The 15,532-nt window shown below is 38.5% G+C and carries 15 protein-coding genes; 2 read left to right on the forward strand and 13 right to left on the reverse strand.

From position 1 onward, the window contains the following. Position 1: 1 nt before the first annotated feature. From IGJ76_RS07340 to IGJ76_RS07380, 9 genes are all read right to left on the reverse strand, one after another. Entirely contained in the window at positions 2-1,282 is a 1,281-nt protein-coding gene (locus IGJ76_RS07340; protein WP_218657831.1) for a dihydroorotase, read from the reverse strand. Between the two features lie 18 nt (positions 1,283-1,300). Further along, positions 1,301-2,227: an aspartate carbamoyltransferase catalytic subunit gene (locus IGJ76_RS07345; RefSeq protein ID WP_067482255.1), complete on the reverse strand. Its 927-nt coding sequence runs from the start codon at positions 2,225-2,227 to the stop codon at positions 1,301-1,303. 11 nt (positions 2,228-2,238) lie between these two features. Next, the gene (locus tag IGJ76_RS07350) at positions 2,239-3,522 is read right to left on the reverse strand and encodes a solute carrier family 23 protein (RefSeq protein WP_067482257.1); all 1,284 of its coding nucleotides are present in this window, start codon (positions 3,520-3,522) and stop codon (positions 2,239-2,241) included. A 10-nt stretch (positions 3,523-3,532) separates the two neighbouring features. Continuing rightward, positions 3,533-4,072: a bifunctional pyr operon transcriptional regulator/uracil phosphoribosyltransferase PyrR gene (gene pyrR / locus IGJ76_RS07355; protein ID WP_067482259.1), complete on the reverse strand. Its 540-nt coding sequence runs from the start codon at positions 4,070-4,072 to the stop codon at positions 3,533-3,535. 273 nt (positions 4,073-4,345) lie between these two features. After that, on the reverse strand, positions 4,346-5,251 hold the full coding sequence (locus tag IGJ76_RS07360) for an RluA family pseudouridine synthase (protein ID WP_067482261.1): 906 nt from the start codon (positions 5,249-5,251) through the stop codon (positions 4,346-4,348). Next, positions 5,248-5,712 (reverse strand): signal peptidase II, encoded by a 465-nt coding sequence (lspA, locus tag IGJ76_RS07365; protein WP_071868963.1) that lies wholly within the window; start codon positions 5,710-5,712, stop codon positions 5,248-5,250. The genes IGJ76_RS07360 and lspA overlap by 4 nt, the downstream gene beginning before the upstream one ends. Before the next feature lie 4 nt (positions 5,713-5,716). Then, positions 5,717-6,415 (reverse strand): CBS domain-containing protein, encoded by a 699-nt coding sequence (locus IGJ76_RS07370; protein ID WP_071868964.1) that lies wholly within the window; start codon positions 6,413-6,415, stop codon positions 5,717-5,719. After that, the gene (locus tag IGJ76_RS07375) at positions 6,408-6,791 is read right to left on the reverse strand and encodes a hypothetical protein (protein ID WP_067482267.1); all 384 of its coding nucleotides are present in this window, start codon (positions 6,789-6,791) and stop codon (positions 6,408-6,410) included. Before IGJ76_RS07375 ends, IGJ76_RS07370 begins: the two co-directional genes overlap by 8 nt. Before the next feature lie 494 nt (positions 6,792-7,285). Next, positions 7,286-8,956, reverse strand: a complete 1,671-nt coding sequence (locus IGJ76_RS07380) for a formate--tetrahydrofolate ligase (RefSeq protein WP_071868965.1) — start codon at positions 8,954-8,956, stop codon at positions 7,286-7,288. A 182-nt stretch (positions 8,957-9,138) separates the two neighbouring features. On the opposite strand from IGJ76_RS07380, the gene IGJ76_RS07385 reads away from it, so the two are divergent. Then, a complete protein-coding gene (locus tag IGJ76_RS07385; RefSeq protein ID WP_067482445.1) occupies positions 9,139-9,342 on the forward strand; it encodes a cold-shock protein in 204 nt (67 codons plus the stop codon). A 138-nt stretch (positions 9,343-9,480) separates the two neighbouring features. Here IGJ76_RS07385 and IGJ76_RS07390 read toward each other — a convergent pair whose 3' ends face one another. Next, on the reverse strand, positions 9,481-9,933 hold the full coding sequence (locus IGJ76_RS07390) for an EbsA family protein (protein WP_270492644.1): 453 nt from the start codon (positions 9,931-9,933) through the stop codon (positions 9,481-9,483). 75 nt (positions 9,934-10,008) lie between these two features. Here IGJ76_RS07390 and IGJ76_RS07395 point away from each other — a divergent pair, with 75 nt between their 5' ends. Then, a complete protein-coding gene (locus tag IGJ76_RS07395; RefSeq protein WP_071868967.1) occupies positions 10,009-10,419 on the forward strand; it encodes a ribonuclease HI family protein in 411 nt (136 codons plus the stop codon). 389 nt (positions 10,420-10,808) lie between these two features. On the opposite strand, the gene IGJ76_RS07400 is transcribed toward IGJ76_RS07395, so the two are convergent. The 3 genes from IGJ76_RS07400 to alaS all read right to left on the reverse strand — a co-directional run bounded on the left by IGJ76_RS07400 (position 10,809) and on the right by alaS (position 15,402). Beyond that, the gene (locus IGJ76_RS07400; RefSeq protein WP_430596529.1) at positions 10,809-11,951 is read right to left on the reverse strand and encodes a cation diffusion facilitator family transporter; all 1,143 of its coding nucleotides are present in this window, start codon (positions 11,949-11,951) and stop codon (positions 10,809-10,811) included. 45 nt (positions 11,952-11,996) lie between these two features. Continuing rightward, entirely contained in the window at positions 11,997-12,593 is a 597-nt protein-coding gene (locus IGJ76_RS07405; RefSeq protein ID WP_071868969.1) for an ECF transporter S component, read from the reverse strand. 166 nt (positions 12,594-12,759) lie between these two features. Next, complete coding sequence (alaS, locus tag IGJ76_RS07410; protein WP_430596530.1) at positions 12,760-15,402, reverse strand: alanine--tRNA ligase; 2,643 nt, start codon at positions 15,400-15,402, stop codon at positions 12,760-12,762. Between the last annotated feature and the right edge of the window lie 130 nt (positions 15,403-15,532).

Consider the following 15,532-nt stretch of genomic DNA (forward strand, 5'->3'; position numbering starts at 1 on the left):
CCTAGACCTCCTTTTGCCAAGCAATTTTTCCGTCAACGAATGTCAACAATGTTTCCCCTTTGACCGTCCAATCAACGAATGGTGTATTCTCACCTTTTGACAAGAAGTCTTCTTTCGCAATTTTATACTCGTGTTCGATATCAAACACTGCAATATCTGCTGGAGCGCCAATCGTTAGTGTCCCAACATTCAAGTCAAAAATTTCTGCTGGTTTAACAGCTAGCCATTCAATCACTTGTTCCAGCGTGAAAATGCCGGTTTTAACAAAATGAGTATAAATCAACTGAAAAGCTGTTTCGCTTCCAACGATTCCGAATGGTGCATTTAAAAAGCTTTGACTCTTTTCTTCTAGACCATGAGGTGCATGGTCTGTGGCGATGCAATCAATTGTTCCATCAAGTAATCCTTCAATCAGCGCTTCGCGATCTTCACGTCCACGTAGGGGTGGATTCATTTTCCAAAAACCAAAATCTTCTGGAATATCTTCATCGATCAAGAGCAAATGGTGCGGCGAAACTTCTGCTGTTACATGAACACCAGCTTTTTTCGCATCGCGGATAATACGAACACTTTCTTTCGTTGATACGTGACAGACGTGGTAATGGACACCTGTTTCTTCCGCTAAAATTAAATCTCTTGCAATTTGCGAAGATTCGGTTGCACTTAAAATTCCCGGCAAATCCAATTCTTTGGCTTTTTCGCCTGCGTGCATAACGCCACCGAACAGTAAGGATTCATCTTCGGTATGGGCAACCAATGCTTTATTATTTTTAGCAGCTTCCTTCATTGCTAGATACATCGTACCTGCTGTTTGTACACCAACACCATCATTGGTGAATGCAAAGGCACCTGCGTCAATCAACGCCTCTTGATCAACTAAAACCTCACTTCGCAACTTTTCAGTGATTGGTGCGTACTGTAAGACTTTCACAACTGCATCTCGCTTGATGATTTCATAAACTTGACTTAGTTTTTCAGCTGTATCAGGCACAGGATCTAGATTAGGCATTGCGCACACTGTAGTAAATCCGCCATGTGCTGCTGCTTTCGTTCCTGCTTCAATCGTTTCTTTATACGTAAAACCAGGTTCTCTTAAATGAACATGTACGTCCACTAGCCCCGGTGTGATGAGTTGTCCTTTTGCATCAAACACTTCATCAAATTCAGTCTCAGAAAATCCAGTACCGATTGCATTGATTTTCCCTTCTTCAATCCAAATTTCTGCAGGTGTTGTTTCATTTTTTCGTGTAATGATTTGACCGTTTTTAATGAGTGTTTTCATGTCTTCGTCCTCCTACTTTTACGCTTTCCCGTTTAGTACTGCCTCTAAAATTGCCATTCTGACAAATACGCCATTGCTCATTTGTTGAACGATTCGTGACTGTAATCCTTCCACTAATGAGTCGGCTAGTTCAACGTCACGATTGACAGGTGCTGGGTGCATGATGATTGCATGTTTTTGCATCTTCTTTGCACGTTCAACAGTTAAGCCATGTTCTTGATGATAACTTTCTTTTGAGAAACTTTCTTTTCCATCATGACGTTCATGTTGTACTCGTAGCATCATCATTACATCTACTTGGTCGAGTAGTTCATCCAGTGGCAAGTAGTGTCCGTAAACTTCAAATTCATTGTCATACCATTCTTCTGGTCCAGAGAAGAAAACTTGTGCGCCTAGGCGTTTCAACATTTGCATGTTTGATTTAGCGACACGTGAATGTGTGATGTCACCAACGATGGCTACTTTCAGTCCGTCAAAATGGCCAAATTCTTCATAAATCGTCATCAAATCTAGTAAACATTGTGTTGGATGCTGACCACTGCCATCCCCACCGTTGATAATCGAGCATTGGATTGTTTTGCTTTGAATCAAATCCTCATAATAGTTTTCATCTCCATGACGAATGACTGCTACATCCACTCCTAATGCGGACATTGTCAAAACGGTATCGTAAAGTGTTTCCCCTTTTGAAACTGAGCTAGTGCTTGCTTCAAACTCGATTACTTCTAAACCAAGCTTTTTCTCAGCTACATCAAAACTTTTATGTGTTCTTGTACTATTTTCGAAAAATAAGTTAGTTGCAAAATATTGGCTCTTTTGTGGTGTCCATTTTGCACCTTGTTTGAACTCTTGCCCGCGGCGAATCAAGCCCATAACTTCTTGGTCTGTTAGTGCTTCAACGGTTAATAAATGTTTTAAACTGATACGTTCTGATTGGATGATCATGAATTTTCCTCCTAGTTTTCTTCGCTACGTGAAGTTTCTGGTAAGATAAGATTTAAAATGATACCAAGGACAGTTGCTAATGCCATTGCTGATAACGTGAATGTTCCTACTTGGAAGACTAAGCCTCCGATACCGACAACCAAGATGACTGCTGCAATCAACAAGTTTTTCTTTTTATCGAAATCTACTTTGTTCTCAATCAAGATTTTCATCCCGCTAGCTGCGATAACACCGAACAAGATAAAACTGATTCCTGAAATAACCGGTCCAGGGATACTTAAGATTAAGGCACTTAGTTTTCCAACAAATCCCAAGATAACCGCGAAGAATGCTGCTCCGCCAATCACGAAGACGCTATGCACTCGTGTGATTGCTAGTACGCCAATGTTTTCTCCATAACTTGTAACTGGAGGGCCACCGACAAACGCTGCAACGATCTGTGCTAATCCGTCACCCATTAATGTTTTGTGCAATCCGGGCTCTTCAAAGAAGTTTCTGCGAGTTAATTTGTTCAGCACCATCAAATGACCAATATGTTCTGTCATTGTTACAAATGCGATTGGTGCCATTGTTGTAATCGCACCTAGATATAATTTTGGTTCATATTGAACAAATGGAATTTCAAAGTTTGGTAAAGCAAACCACGCTGCGTCTGCAATCGGTTGTGTATCAACAATTCCAAAGAGTAAGGCGACGATGTAGCCACTCACGATTCCTAATAAGATTGGAATCAACCCAAGAAATCCGCGTAAGAACATATTGAAGAAAATCGTCAAACCTAACGTGATTAACGCTACGGCAATGTATTTAAAATCGTAGTTACCATTGTTGTACATTGCATTATTTGCAGCGTTTGCTGCTAACCCCAACCCGATAACCATAATTACTGGTCCAACAACGATTGGTGGTAAGATTCGGTCAAGCCATGCTGCACCGATTTTTTTGATAATCAAAGCGACAATCAGGTAAACCAACCCAGTTGTGATTGCTCCTTGCGCAATTGCTGGATAACCATCTGTTTTCATCAACATTTGCATCGCTGCAATAAAGGCAAAGCTACTTCCTAAGTAAGCTGGAATTTTTCCTTTTGTTGTAAACAAGTAAACCAGTGTGCCCAATCCTGAACTGACTAACGCAATCCCCGGATCGATTCCAACTAAAATCGGTACTAAAACTGTTGCTCCAAACATCGTGAATAAATGCTGTAAACTTAAACCAACCCAATGACCTAATTTTGGACGGTCATGAATGTCTAATACAACACTATCATTATGAAATTCTTTTTTCTCTGACATATCTTTTCCCCTATTCTTCCTCTTTTAAAATCATGATACGATCTTGTCCGTCAAGCTCTTGCATCTCTACCAGAATTTCTTCTGCTTTTGATGTTGGAATATTTTTCCCGACATAATCGGCACGAATTGGTAGTTCGCGATGACCGCGATCAACTAGTACAGCTAATGAAATTTTTCTTGGACGCCCTAAATCCATGATGGCATCCATTGCCGCTCGAATCGTACGCCCTGTGTAAAGCACGTCATCAATCAAGATAACTTCTTTTCCTTCTAAAGAAACTGGCACATCTGATGAATGTAGCTCAGGTCCTTCTGCAAGCTCTTTTTTATCATCACGATACAATGTGATGTCTAACTCACCAACTGGAACTTCGATGTCTTCCAACTGTTTTAATCGTTCGGCAATTCGAGCAGCAATATAAATTCCTCGTGTTTTGATTCCCACTAAGACGATGTCTTCAATGCTGTGATTTCTTTCGATGATTTCATAAGTAATTCGTGTCAATGCTCGTTTCATTGTTACTTGATCGACTACTTCTTTGGTTTGCATACTGTTTCCCTCCATTTTTTTGCATAAAAAAACTCCTGCCCTAAGAGGACAGGAGGTATGTTTAGACTGATTGTACAATTTGGTACGTTCATAGATAGCTAATACAGTTGCACTGTTAGCTATACTTCGTCATTGAGCATCACACATATAGCGCACCATATAGTTGATTACTCACACCCTTCTTAGCCTCACGGGACTAAACTTAAAGGACTACTATTTAATTTTCGTTTAAGCTTTTCGTTGTTAATACTATACCGTTGCCAGCATAAAAAATCAATGGCTTTTTCTTAATTTTTCTAAAGTTTTTTCAAACACTTCAGGAAGTGGCGCTTCAAAGACCATTTCTTGTCCGGTAACAGGATGTGTGAAGCCTAACATCTGGGCATGTAAGAATTGACCATTTCCTGGTAAAGTTTTCTTTGGCCCGTATACAGGATCGCCTGCCAAAGGAAAACCAATATATTGCATGTGGACACGAATTTGGTGCGTACGACCTGTTTCTAATTTTAATTCAACCAAAGTAAATCCTTCAAAACGTTCTAGCACAGTAAAATGAGTAACAGCAGATTTTCCATCTTCACGAACGGATTGCATCTTGCGATTGACTTTTGAACGGCCAATCGGCGCATTGATCGTTCCCTTATCGTGCGAAATCTCACCATGAACTAACGCAACGTATTTTCGTAAAGAAGTTTTATCTTTTAATTGTTTTGCCAATGATTCATGTGCTTGGTCATTCTTGGCAACCATTAACAAACCAGAGGTATCTTTATCAATCCGATGCACGATTCCAGGGCGAATCACACCGTTAATGGAAGATAAATCTTTGACATGATACATCAACGCATTTACCAAAGTTCCATGGCTGTGCCCAGCTGAAGGGTGGACAACCATGCCTTGTGGCTTATTGATAACTGCGACATCTTCGTCCTCGTAAACAATTGTTAACGGAATATCTTCAGCGATGACATCTAATGTTTCTGGCTCGGGAATCGCTACAAATAGTTCATCCTTTGCTTTCACTTTATAATTTGCTTTAACGGGTTGACCATTTACAGCAACCACGCCTTCTTTTAACCAAAGTTGGATTTGAGAACGACTATAATCTGGAAATAAGCCTGTTAGGACTTTATCAATTCGTCCTGTTTCTTGTTCGATTGTTGCTCTTAGTTCTGTCATTTTTTCACTTGATCCTTTTCATCTAAAATAATATATATCAATATACAAATCACGCCACAAACTAATGAAATATCAGCGACATTAAAAATCGGAAAGTTCATAAAATCTGTTTGGAACATGTCCACTACATAACCTAAACGCACACGATCAATAAAGTTTCCAATCGCGCCTGCTAAAATCAATGCCAAACCAGTCATAAACCAACGACTTGCTGTCTGCCTGTTTTTAATCATTAAATAAACGATTGCTACCACAGCAACAATTGTTACCACAGTAAAGAACCACATTTTTCCCTCTAGCATGCTCCAAGCTGCTCCCGTATTCCGAATATGGTTTAGCGATAAGACACCAGGAATGATTGATTGGGTTTCTCCTAATGCTAAGTTGCTTGTAATCCACCATTTGACCCATTGATCTATCACAATCAAAGCGCCACTCATTATCCAATATATAACTAACACACGATCAATCCTTTTCTACTTGTTTAAAAATATCTCTTGGTCGAATAATCCCTAATAAATTGCCATTAGGGTTTCCATCTTTTGTAATCAACACTGCCTCTAGCGTCCCTTGCTCACGAAACATCAACTCAACTTCGTATATTTTCGTGTTCGCAGAAACAAATTGATAATTTGTATATTTTCCATCACCAATAATCAAATCTTTCGCTTGCTTCCGTGTTAAGTCAATCACTCCTTGTTGACTTTCTTTAGCCAACCAAAATCCGATTGCTCGTAAAGTAATCAATGCTTCAAATTTCCCTTTATTATACAGTGGAAATTGAGAGTAACGCTTTTGAGCAATCGTCTCTAGCAAATCTAGTAAAGGAATATTTTTATCAAAACCAGTCACTTTCTTTGCAAACTTCGGCAACACCGTGGCTGGACGAATCAATGCCTCTTCAATGACTTGGATCTTGTCAACTGCCCACTCATTTGGCTCTGCAATGACAAAGTCTTCAGCAATTCTTTCATGAACAATTGCGTTCCTTAATTGCGCCATCTGAAATAAATCTTCTTCATATTTACGGACCATTGACCCTTTTTTGCGAGCCAATCGGCGCACTAATTCGGTAAAGCCCATATTACGGGTATTTCCCATTTCCTCACGCATCCATTTTTCAATACGATTGAAGCTACTTAAAAACACATCAGAGTTACTCATATTTGCTAGGGTCCTCCTTGATGACATAAGCTTGGTTCTTAATGAAGAAAAAGAAACCAATCATTCCAATCACAGCTACCAAGCTATAGAATAAATTATTAAAATAAATGGCACTTAAACTCGTGAAAAAAAAGAGTACCGGATACAATTGCAACAGGAGTAAGTTCATCGTAATAACGTACGCATCTTTTGGCAATGCAATTTGATAAACTGGACTTTTTAACCAAAAAAACGTGACTTGCATCGTTAGTGGAACGGTTGCTTCTACTTCCACGCTGTCTTGCTGATTTAAGTAAACAGACTTTCCATTAATTTGTAGTCGAATAGAACTTCCCATTCCATAAAAACCAGTTTTTCTGGTGAATTTTATTTTCATAATGCCCCTCCTATTATGCTTTAGTATAACTTAAAACACAACAATGAAAAAGAAAATACCTTAGATAAGGTTGTGACTCCAAGCGTTCAGCTTCGAAAAAATAAAGAGCAACTGAAAAAAATAGCTTTTCATATTTTTGAACAGTTGAGAGTTATTTCGAGAAGTTGCTTGGGGAACACCGTGAATAAGGTTGTGGCTCCAAGCGGTTAGCTTCAAGCAGTAAGAAAACTTTTCTAAAAATAGTTTCTCATATTTTTGTGAAAAGAGGGCTTATTGCCGAAGAAGCTGATTGGGAAACACCGTGGATAAGGTTGTAGCTCCAAGCGGTTAGCTTCAAAAAAACAAAGAGCGACTGACAAAAATAGCTTTTCACATTTTTGGATAGTTATAAATTATCTCGAGGCGCTACTTGGAGAACACCATAACTTCAGAAAAAGGAGGTATGACAAAAGTTTTGCCATACCTCCCACTTCTTTTGAATCATCCGTTTATCATCAAAACAAACCGATCACTTCTCCTTGATTCGTTACATCCATGTTTAACGCTGCAGGTTTTTTTGGCAATCCTGGCATCGTCATCACGTCACCTGTGAGTGCTACTAAAAAGCCAGCACCTAATTTGGGAACAAATTCTCGAATCGTAATCGTAAAATCAGTTGGTGCGCCAAGCAACGTTGGATCATCTGAAAATGAATACTGGGTTTTTGCCATGCAGATTGGCAAGCCACTCCAACCATTTTTCTCAAACTCCTCGATTTGTTTCTGCGCTTTTTTACTAAATTGAACGCCTTGTCCACCATAAATCTTTTTGACGATTGTCTCTGCTTTTTCCGAAATCGTCGCAGTTGATTGATATAACGGTTGATAATCAGCTGCTTGTTCAGCAATTAGTTCCACTACAGCTTTTGCTAAATCCACACCACCAAGCGCGCCTTGTTCCCATACACTGACACGTTTAGCTAAGACACCTTGGTTTTCACATAACTCTTCTAACAATGCAAATTCTGCTTTCGTATCCGTAACAAACTCGTTGATTGCCACGATTACAGGGATATTGTACGAACGCATATTTTCAATGTGGCGTTTCAAATTAACAAAACCGGCTTTCAAAGCAGATAAATCTTCTTCAAGTAGTTCTGACTTTTGTCTACCCCCGTGCATTTTTAATGCGCGAATCGTTGCAACAATTACAATTGCATCTGGCGCTTTTTTCAAGTTAGGGACTTTGATATCAAGAAACTTCTCCGCGCCCAAATCTGCACCAAAGCCAGCTTCCGTAACCACGTAATCAGCTAATTTTAAAGCTGTTTTAGTCGCTAAAATACTATTACATCCGTGAGCAATATTTGCAAATGGTCCACCATGAATAAACGCAGGTGTGCCATAAATTGTTTGAACTAAATTTGGTTTCAACGCATCTTTTAGAAGTAAAGCAAGAGCGCCTTCTACTTTTAAGTCACCTGCAGTTACAGGTTCTCTGTCAAAAGTATACCCAATGACGATTCGTGCTAGCCGCGCCTTTAAGTCATCTAAATCAGTTGCCAAACATAAAATCGCCATGATTTCACTAGCAACGGTGATGTCAAAGCCATCCTCTCTTGGTACTCCCTGGATTGGTCCACCTAAGCCAACAATCACCTGACGCAATTCACGGTCATTCAAGTCAACCACACGCTTCCAAATAACACGTCTGGCATCAATTTTCAATTCATTTCCTTGATGGATATGGTTATCTAAAAAGGCAGATAGTGCATTATTCGCACTTGTAATAGCGTGCATGTCGCCAGTAAAGTGCAGATTGATGTCTTCCATTGGTAAAACTTGGGCATATCCACCGCCAGCTGCACCACCTTTAATCCCCATGACGGGTCCTAATGAAGGTTCTCTTAAAGCGATTGCTGCCTGTTTGTTAATTTGATTTAGTGCATCTCCCAAGCCAACAGTAACAGTTGACTTTCCTTCCCCCGCAGGTGTTGGGTTAATTGACGTGACCAAAATCAGTTTGCCATCCGGCTTTGCTTTTAGCTCCTCAATTGCCGAAAAATTTATTTTTGCTTTGTAATTTCCATATAATTCCAGGTCCTCATAGCCAAGATTTACTTTATCAGCTATCTCAACAATCGGTTTTAAGTCAGTTTCTTGTGAAATTTGTAAATCACTCTTCATCAAACTACCCCTTTATACGAACTTTAATTCAATTTATTTTATTTTTGTTAAGTTATTTTTATTATACACGTTTTTAATTGAAATAAATAGATAGAAAAGCCATCTCTTTTATTTATTTGACGTACTTATAAATACTCTTTATAATGTGGCTATGGTAGATTTTAAGAAAGGTCGTGAGTGCTTTGACCCAGGGAATCGTGAAGTGGTTTGACAATAAAAAAGGATACGGATTTATCAGTTATGATGAGACGGAAGAGATTTTTGTCCATTTTACCGCAATCGAAGAAGATGGCTTTAAGAGTCTGGAAGAAAACCAAGCCGTTGAGTTTAAGATTATTGAAGGCAATCGCGGAACACAAGCAGCTCATGTTAAGAAATTAAGTTAATTGATTCAATTAAAATCACATTCAATGATAAATGAACAAGGAAATTGTAGTTGAGACAAGGAAAACTTGTCTCAAATTTTTTTATACTTTTAGTAACCCAAAAAGGAGTCGCGGACAAAAGCCCTCAACTCCTTTTTCTCATTGTTTATGAGAACTATTTGATTGATCCTTTGATTTATCTTTTCGTGACTGATAAACAAATACTTCTTGTGAAGTTCCCGCAAAATAATTACGAACGGGTACCCGATCTTTTGCACGTAATAAATAGATTGTCGGCTCTAACTCATCTGTTAATTTTAACTCCAAGCCATGATCATGTGGAGCTACCTTTTCGACTTGCTGTAACGTTAATTTTTTATCTTTCCAAAAAGCAGCATAGCGAATTTTGATTGAATTTTTTTCTAGTACAAACGATCGACGTAACCCTAGCAATAAAAACACAGCAAAAATGCCCATAACTACATTACTTTTCCAATAAGGTCCTGTATTTTCAAGTGACAAAATCAAACTGAAAAAGAAAATAATCAACGTCAATGACCAATAAATGATCGACTGTGCCAATTCTGGCTGCCAGCGAATAATTTTTTTCATTGTCTAACCTCGCATGATAAGTAATAATGCTATAATCATATCATAACATTACTTTATTTTAAAAAGGAGATATTCATGTTACGAGTATACATTGATGCCTCGACAAAAGGCAACCCCGGTCCAAGTGGTGGTGGCATCGTGATTCTTGGAGAAAATCGTTATGAACAGCTAGCTGTTCCTCTTTCTGATGGGTCAAATCACGAAGCGGAATTCGAAGTCTTTTTAAAAACTTTAGAAATTTTAAAGGAAAAGGAATTAAACGCTGAAACGATTTTTTGTTATTCAGATAGTAAAACGTTAGTTTCCACCATTGATAAAAATTTTACAACTAACGAATTATTCCAGCCCTACTTGTCAGCAATCCAATCACTTCTTCCAACGTTCTCTTTGTTTCTTTTACAATGGATTCCTGAAAGTAAAAATAAAGGTGCCGATAATCTAGCTCGACAAGCATTAAAAAAACAACTCCAACAAACAAAAAAATAGACCGAAAACGATGAAGCTTACTAAACTCCATCGTTTTCGGTCTTTTAATAAACTTTTCAAGGTTATTAAGATACTTCCTTAGGTTACGATTTAACTGGTAGAAAAGTTTCCTTATTGCTCAAAGCTAAGCGTTTTGCGCCACAACCTTATTTACGGTGTTCCCAAAACAACTCCTCGCAATAACTCTCAACTGTTCAAAAATATGAAAGGTTATTTTTGTCAGTCGCTCTTTGTTTTTTCGAAACTGGATGCTTGGAGTCACAACCTTATTCACGGTGTTCCCCAATCAGCTTCTTCGGCAATAAGCCCTCTTTTCATAAAAATATGAGGAACTATTTTTAGAAAAGTTTTCTTATTGCTTGAAGCTAAGCGCTTGGAGTCACAACCTTTCACAACAAATAATTATGATCGAAAGTAATCTCCACCTGATACTTCCCAATCTTCTGCTTGACTTGCTCCCGAATAATTTCTTCCAATTTCTCATCAGAAAAATGACATTTCTGTGGAACAACCACATCAAATTGCAAAATTTCCCCTTCTTTTATCACACGAAAATCATGAATTTTAAGTCCTTCTGCTGTAGTTGCAACAATTTCACGCAATGTCTGTAATACCGCTAAATAACGTTCATTACTCACTGGAACAGGATCTAAATGACAAACCAAATCAACTGCTAAACGTTCTTTGAAATCTTTTTCGATTCGGTCAACAATACGATGCGCCTGAGTCAAATCTAAACTATCATCCACTTCGATATGAACAGATGCAAATCGTTTACTTGGTCCATAATTGTGTACTAACAAATCATGATAACCTAAAATTTGATCGTAATTATTCAGCGAATCTTCCATTTCTTCGATTTCTTCTGTTGTAGGTCGGCTACCCATCAACTCATAGACAAAGTCACGAACCATCATTCCACCGCTATACAAAATATATAATGCTAATGCAAATCCAATATAGCCATCGATTCTCCATCCAGTCAACCATTCAATACCCGCTGAAATCAAAACCGCTAACGTTGTAAATACATCATTGTAACTATCAGTTGAAGTAGCTCGCAAAGCATTCGAATCAATTTTTGTTGCGATTCGACTATACATTTTCCCTTGAATAAACTTCAAACCAATTGAAAAAACCAAGACTAAAAAGACAACTGGTGTCAAAATAACATTTTCTGGATGTATAATTTTTTGAAAAGAAGATTCTAAAAATGTAAATCCCACATAAGAAATAATGATTGACACAAATAATCCACTGATATATTCAAACCGTTCATGTCCATATGGGTGCTCTTTATCTGCTGGTTTAGCTGCAATCTTAAACCCAATCAAGGTCAACACAGAGGAAGCAGTATCCGACAAACTGTTGATTGCATCTGCCATGATTGACACACTGCCTGATAAGATTCCAATCATAAATTTGGAAATAAATAAAATCAAATTGGAAATCAAGCCTAAGACACCTGCCAAGATTCCTTGTTTCGTTCGTTCTCTACTCGTTGTTTTTTCTGTCGTTTGTTTTCTTGTCACACTCTTACTCCCTTATCTGAAAAGATCTGCTCTCAATTAAATTTTTTATTCTGGTTTCAAAGGAGTCGCCGCAAAGAGTGCTTTAGCAAGAAGCGGCGTAATAACTCCTGCCCCAATTGCTTCTGGAACACCATTGATTCCCGCAACTCCGATCAAAGTTTTAAATAAAAGTGATGTGTCCACGCCATAAGCATTGGCAGTCGCACTTGTATAAAACATTCCCATAAAACCTAAAACAAGTAAAGTATTCGTTAGGGAACCCAGTACTCCTGCAACAGCAGCCCCCATCACCACAGATTGATTTTTACGATAAATCCAATGAAAGATAACACCGGCAACCAAACCAACAAGTACCCGTGGGACCACTGAAATGATTGGATTCGTAAAGACTAACGTATCAAAAGGAGTCGTCGGCATGGCAAACGCGCGAACAATAGTCGCAATTCCCCAGAACAAGCCAATCAGCATGCCATCTTTAGGTCCTAATACAACGGCTGCTACAATAACTGTAATATGGATGATTGTTAAGCTAATAAACCCTAACGGAATGAAGCCCAGCCAGGGAACCATTGCTTGAACAAGAATGATTGCTAACAAGACTGCGCGTAATACTAAACGAAATGTTTTATTTCTACTATTCATCTTAAACCCCACCTTTTTCTTTTCATCGTAAAAAGTTCTTGCTCATTCGTCAACTATTTACCTTTATCCTAAAATAGACACAAAAAAACAAGCGGACTTGGAATGGCTATTTTTCAATAGCACTCCAAGTCTTGCTTATCTTTGAACGTTAAATTTTAACAAACGATTATTGGTTAAGCAACCAATTTTTTGCTTCGGCTAATGCATCTGGAATACCTGCTGGATTTTTACCGCCTGCTTGTGCCATGTCTGGACGTCCGCCGCCGCCACCGCCAACTTTCGGTGCGATTGCTTTGATTAAGTCCCCAGCTTTTAGTCCGGCTTCATTTGCTTCCTTCGACATAGCCACTAACAAACTAACTTTTCCTTCTTGCTCATTTGCCAGAACAAGAATGTCAGAAATTGCTTTTTGTTTCCATTGGTCTGCTAATTGACGTAATTGATTCATGTCTTTCACTTTCACTTGTGAAGCAATCAATGTTTTTCCAGCAACTGTTTCTGACTCTTTGAAAATGTCTCCGGCTTGTTGATTAGCTAATTTACTTGCTAATTTTTCATTTTCTTTTTGTAATTCACGTAATTGTTGTTGTAATTGTTCTGTTTTTGCAACTACTTCTTTTAATTGAGGTGATTTGACGATTGCTGCAACTTCTTTTAATTGTTGCTCCTCGCCTTCTAGTAGTTCGTAAGCTTCTTTACTTGTAACAGCTTCGATACGACGAACGCCAGCACCGATTCCTGATTCAGAAACAATTTTGAAAATACCGATGTCTTCTGTGTTTGATACGTGTGTCCCACCACAAAGTTCGATTGACCATTCGCCAATGTTGACGACGCGGACTTCACGACCATATTTTTCACCAAACAAGGCCATTGCCCCCATATTTTTTGCTGTGTCAATGTCTGTTTCGATTGTTTGAACTGGAATAGCTTCCCAAATTTTTTCATTGACGATTCGTTCCATTTGAACTAGTTCATCTGCTGTGATTTGGCCAAAGTGAGTGAAGTCAAAACGTAAGTGTCCAGGTGCAACTAATGAACCTGCTTGGTTTGCATGTTCACCTAATGTTTCTTTTAACGCTTTATGCAATAAGTGAGTCGCTGTATGGTTTTTAATGATTCGATTACGCATTGGTTCGTTGATTGCTAAATGATAGATTGTACCTTCTTGCATTGGTGATTTGACTGTTACTGTGTGCATAAATTGACCGTTTGGTGCTTTTTGAACATCTGTAACTGTTGCAACCACTTCTTGTGCATCATTTAAAATCCAACCTTGATCAGCAACTTGTCCACCCATTTCTGCATAGAAAGGTGTTTCAGCAAAAATCATTTGAGCAACGCCTTCTGTTACTTCACTTAGTAATTCTTCGTCTTGAACGATTACTAATAATTTGCTGTCTGCCTCAACTTCTGTGTAACCAATAAATTTGCTATCCACTTTGATATCCGTTAATAATGCTGATTGAACGCCCATTGATTTTTCCGTGCTTCTTGCAGAGCGGGCACGTTCTCTTTGTGCTTCCATTTCTTTTTCAAAGCCAGCATGATCGACTTTCAAACCTTCGTCTTCCGCTACTTCTTCAGTTAATTCTACTGGGAAGCCGTAAGTATCATAAAGTTTAAAGATATCCTTACCAGCTAAAGTCGTTCCGTTTGCTGCTTTTACCTCTTCAATCACTTGGTTCAAGATATCTAGACCTTCATTAATTGTTTCATTAAAGCGTTCTTCTTCTGTCCGAATGACTTTTTCAATAAATTCTTTTTGTTGTAACACTTCTGGATAGTAGCTAACCATGATTTCTCCAACAACTGGAACTAATTTATACAAGAAAGCTTGATTGATTCCCAATTTTTTACCATGCATAACTGCACGACGTAATAAACGGCGTAATACATAACCGCGTCCTTCATTTGAAGGTAGTGCGCCATCTCCAATTGCAAAAGATAATGCACGAATGTGGTCAGCAATTACTTTATAAGAAATATCCGTTGCTGGGCTTTCACCGTACTTCACTTGGTTGCTTAATTTTTCAACCGCATGAATGATTGGCATAAACAAATCTGTTTCAAAATTCGTTGGTGCATCTTGAACGATAGAAACCATGCGTTCTAATCCCATGCCCGTATCAATGTTTTTATGTGGTAGTGGTTCAAATGTGTTGTCTGGTTTGTGGTTAAACTCAGAAAATACCAAGTTCCAGATTTCTAAATAACGCTCATTTTCGCCACCAGGATAGTTTTCAGGATCATCTTCTGCTAAATCATTATAAGATTCTCCACGATCATAGAAGATTTCCGTATCGGGACCACAAGGACCGGCACCAATATCCCAGAAATTGTCTTCTACATCGATGATATGATCCATAGGTAAGCCCACTTCTTCGTGCCAGATGCGTTTTGCTTCCGTATCTTTTGGATAGACAGTAACATATAACTTTTCAGGGTCAAAGGCCATCCATTCAGGACTTGTCAAAAATTCCCATGCCCAGTGGATTGCTTCTTCTTTGAAATAATCTCCGATAGAAAAGTTTCCTAGCATTTCAAACATCGTGTGATGGCGAGCAGTTTTTCCGACATTTTCAATATCATTTGTTCGAATTGATTTTTGTGCATTAGTGATTCTTGGATTTTCTGGAACAACTGAACCATCAAAATATTTTTTTAAGGTTGCTACTCCTGAGTTGATCCATAACAAAGTTGGATCGTTAACTGGCACTAATGAGGCACTTGGCTCGATTGTGTGTCCTTTTGATTGGAAAAAATCTAAAAACATTTGACGAACTTGTGCACTACTTAATTGTTTCATTCCATTACCTTCTCTCGTTGTTTTTCAATACAAAAAACACCATTACAGCCAAGGACGAAAACTCGCGGTACCACCTTGGTTGCAATGATGTTTGATCATTACCTCTTAAACTCGATAACGCTGAGTTGCG

The sequence above is a fragment of the Enterococcus sp. DIV0175 genome (assembly GCF_050529075.1).
GTDB classification, from domain to species: Bacteria; Bacillota; Bacilli; order Lactobacillales; family Enterococcaceae; genus Enterococcus_B; species Enterococcus_B thailandicus.

Excerpts from the sequence above, each read along its gene's own strand:
- IGJ76_RS07340 (WP_218657831.1), bottom strand. The coding sequence starts at position 1,282 with ATGAAAACACTCATTAAAAACGGTCAAATCATTACACGAAAAAATGAA.
- IGJ76_RS07345 (WP_067482255.1), bottom strand. The coding sequence starts at position 2,227 with ATGATCATCCAATCAGAACGTATCAGTTTAAAACATTTATTAACCGTT.
- IGJ76_RS07350 (WP_067482257.1), bottom strand. The coding sequence starts at position 3,522 with ATGTCAGAGAAAAAAGAATTTCATAATGATAGTGTTGTATTAGACATT.
- pyrR (WP_067482259.1), bottom strand. The coding sequence starts at position 4,072 with ATGCAAACCAAAGAAGTAGTCGATCAAGTAACAATGAAACGAGCATTG.
- IGJ76_RS07360 (WP_067482261.1), bottom strand. The coding sequence starts at position 5,251 with ATGACAGAACTAAGAGCAACAATCGAACAAGAAACAGGACGAATTGAT.
- IGJ76_RS07370 (WP_071868964.1), bottom strand. The coding sequence starts at position 6,415 with ATGAGTAACTCTGATGTGTTTTTAAGTAGCTTCAATCGTATTGAAAAA.
- IGJ76_RS07375 (WP_067482267.1), bottom strand. The coding sequence starts at position 6,791 with ATGAAAATAAAATTCACCAGAAAAACTGGTTTTTATGGAATGGGAAGT.
- IGJ76_RS07380 (WP_071868965.1), bottom strand. The coding sequence starts at position 8,956 with ATGAAGAGTGATTTACAAATTTCACAAGAAACTGACTTAAAACCGATT.
- IGJ76_RS07390 (WP_270492644.1), bottom strand. The coding sequence starts at position 9,933 with ATGAAAAAAATTATTCGCTGGCAGCCAGAATTGGCACAGTCGATCATT.
- IGJ76_RS07395 (WP_071868967.1), top strand. The coding sequence starts at position 10,009 with ATGTTACGAGTATACATTGATGCCTCGACAAAAGGCAACCCCGGTCCA.
- IGJ76_RS07405 (WP_071868969.1), bottom strand. The coding sequence starts at position 12,593 with ATGAATAGTAGAAATAAAACATTTCGTTTAGTATTACGCGCAGTCTTG.
- alaS (WP_430596530.1), bottom strand. The coding sequence starts at position 15,402 with ATGAAACAATTAAGTAGTGCACAAGTTCGTCAAATGTTTTTAGATTTT.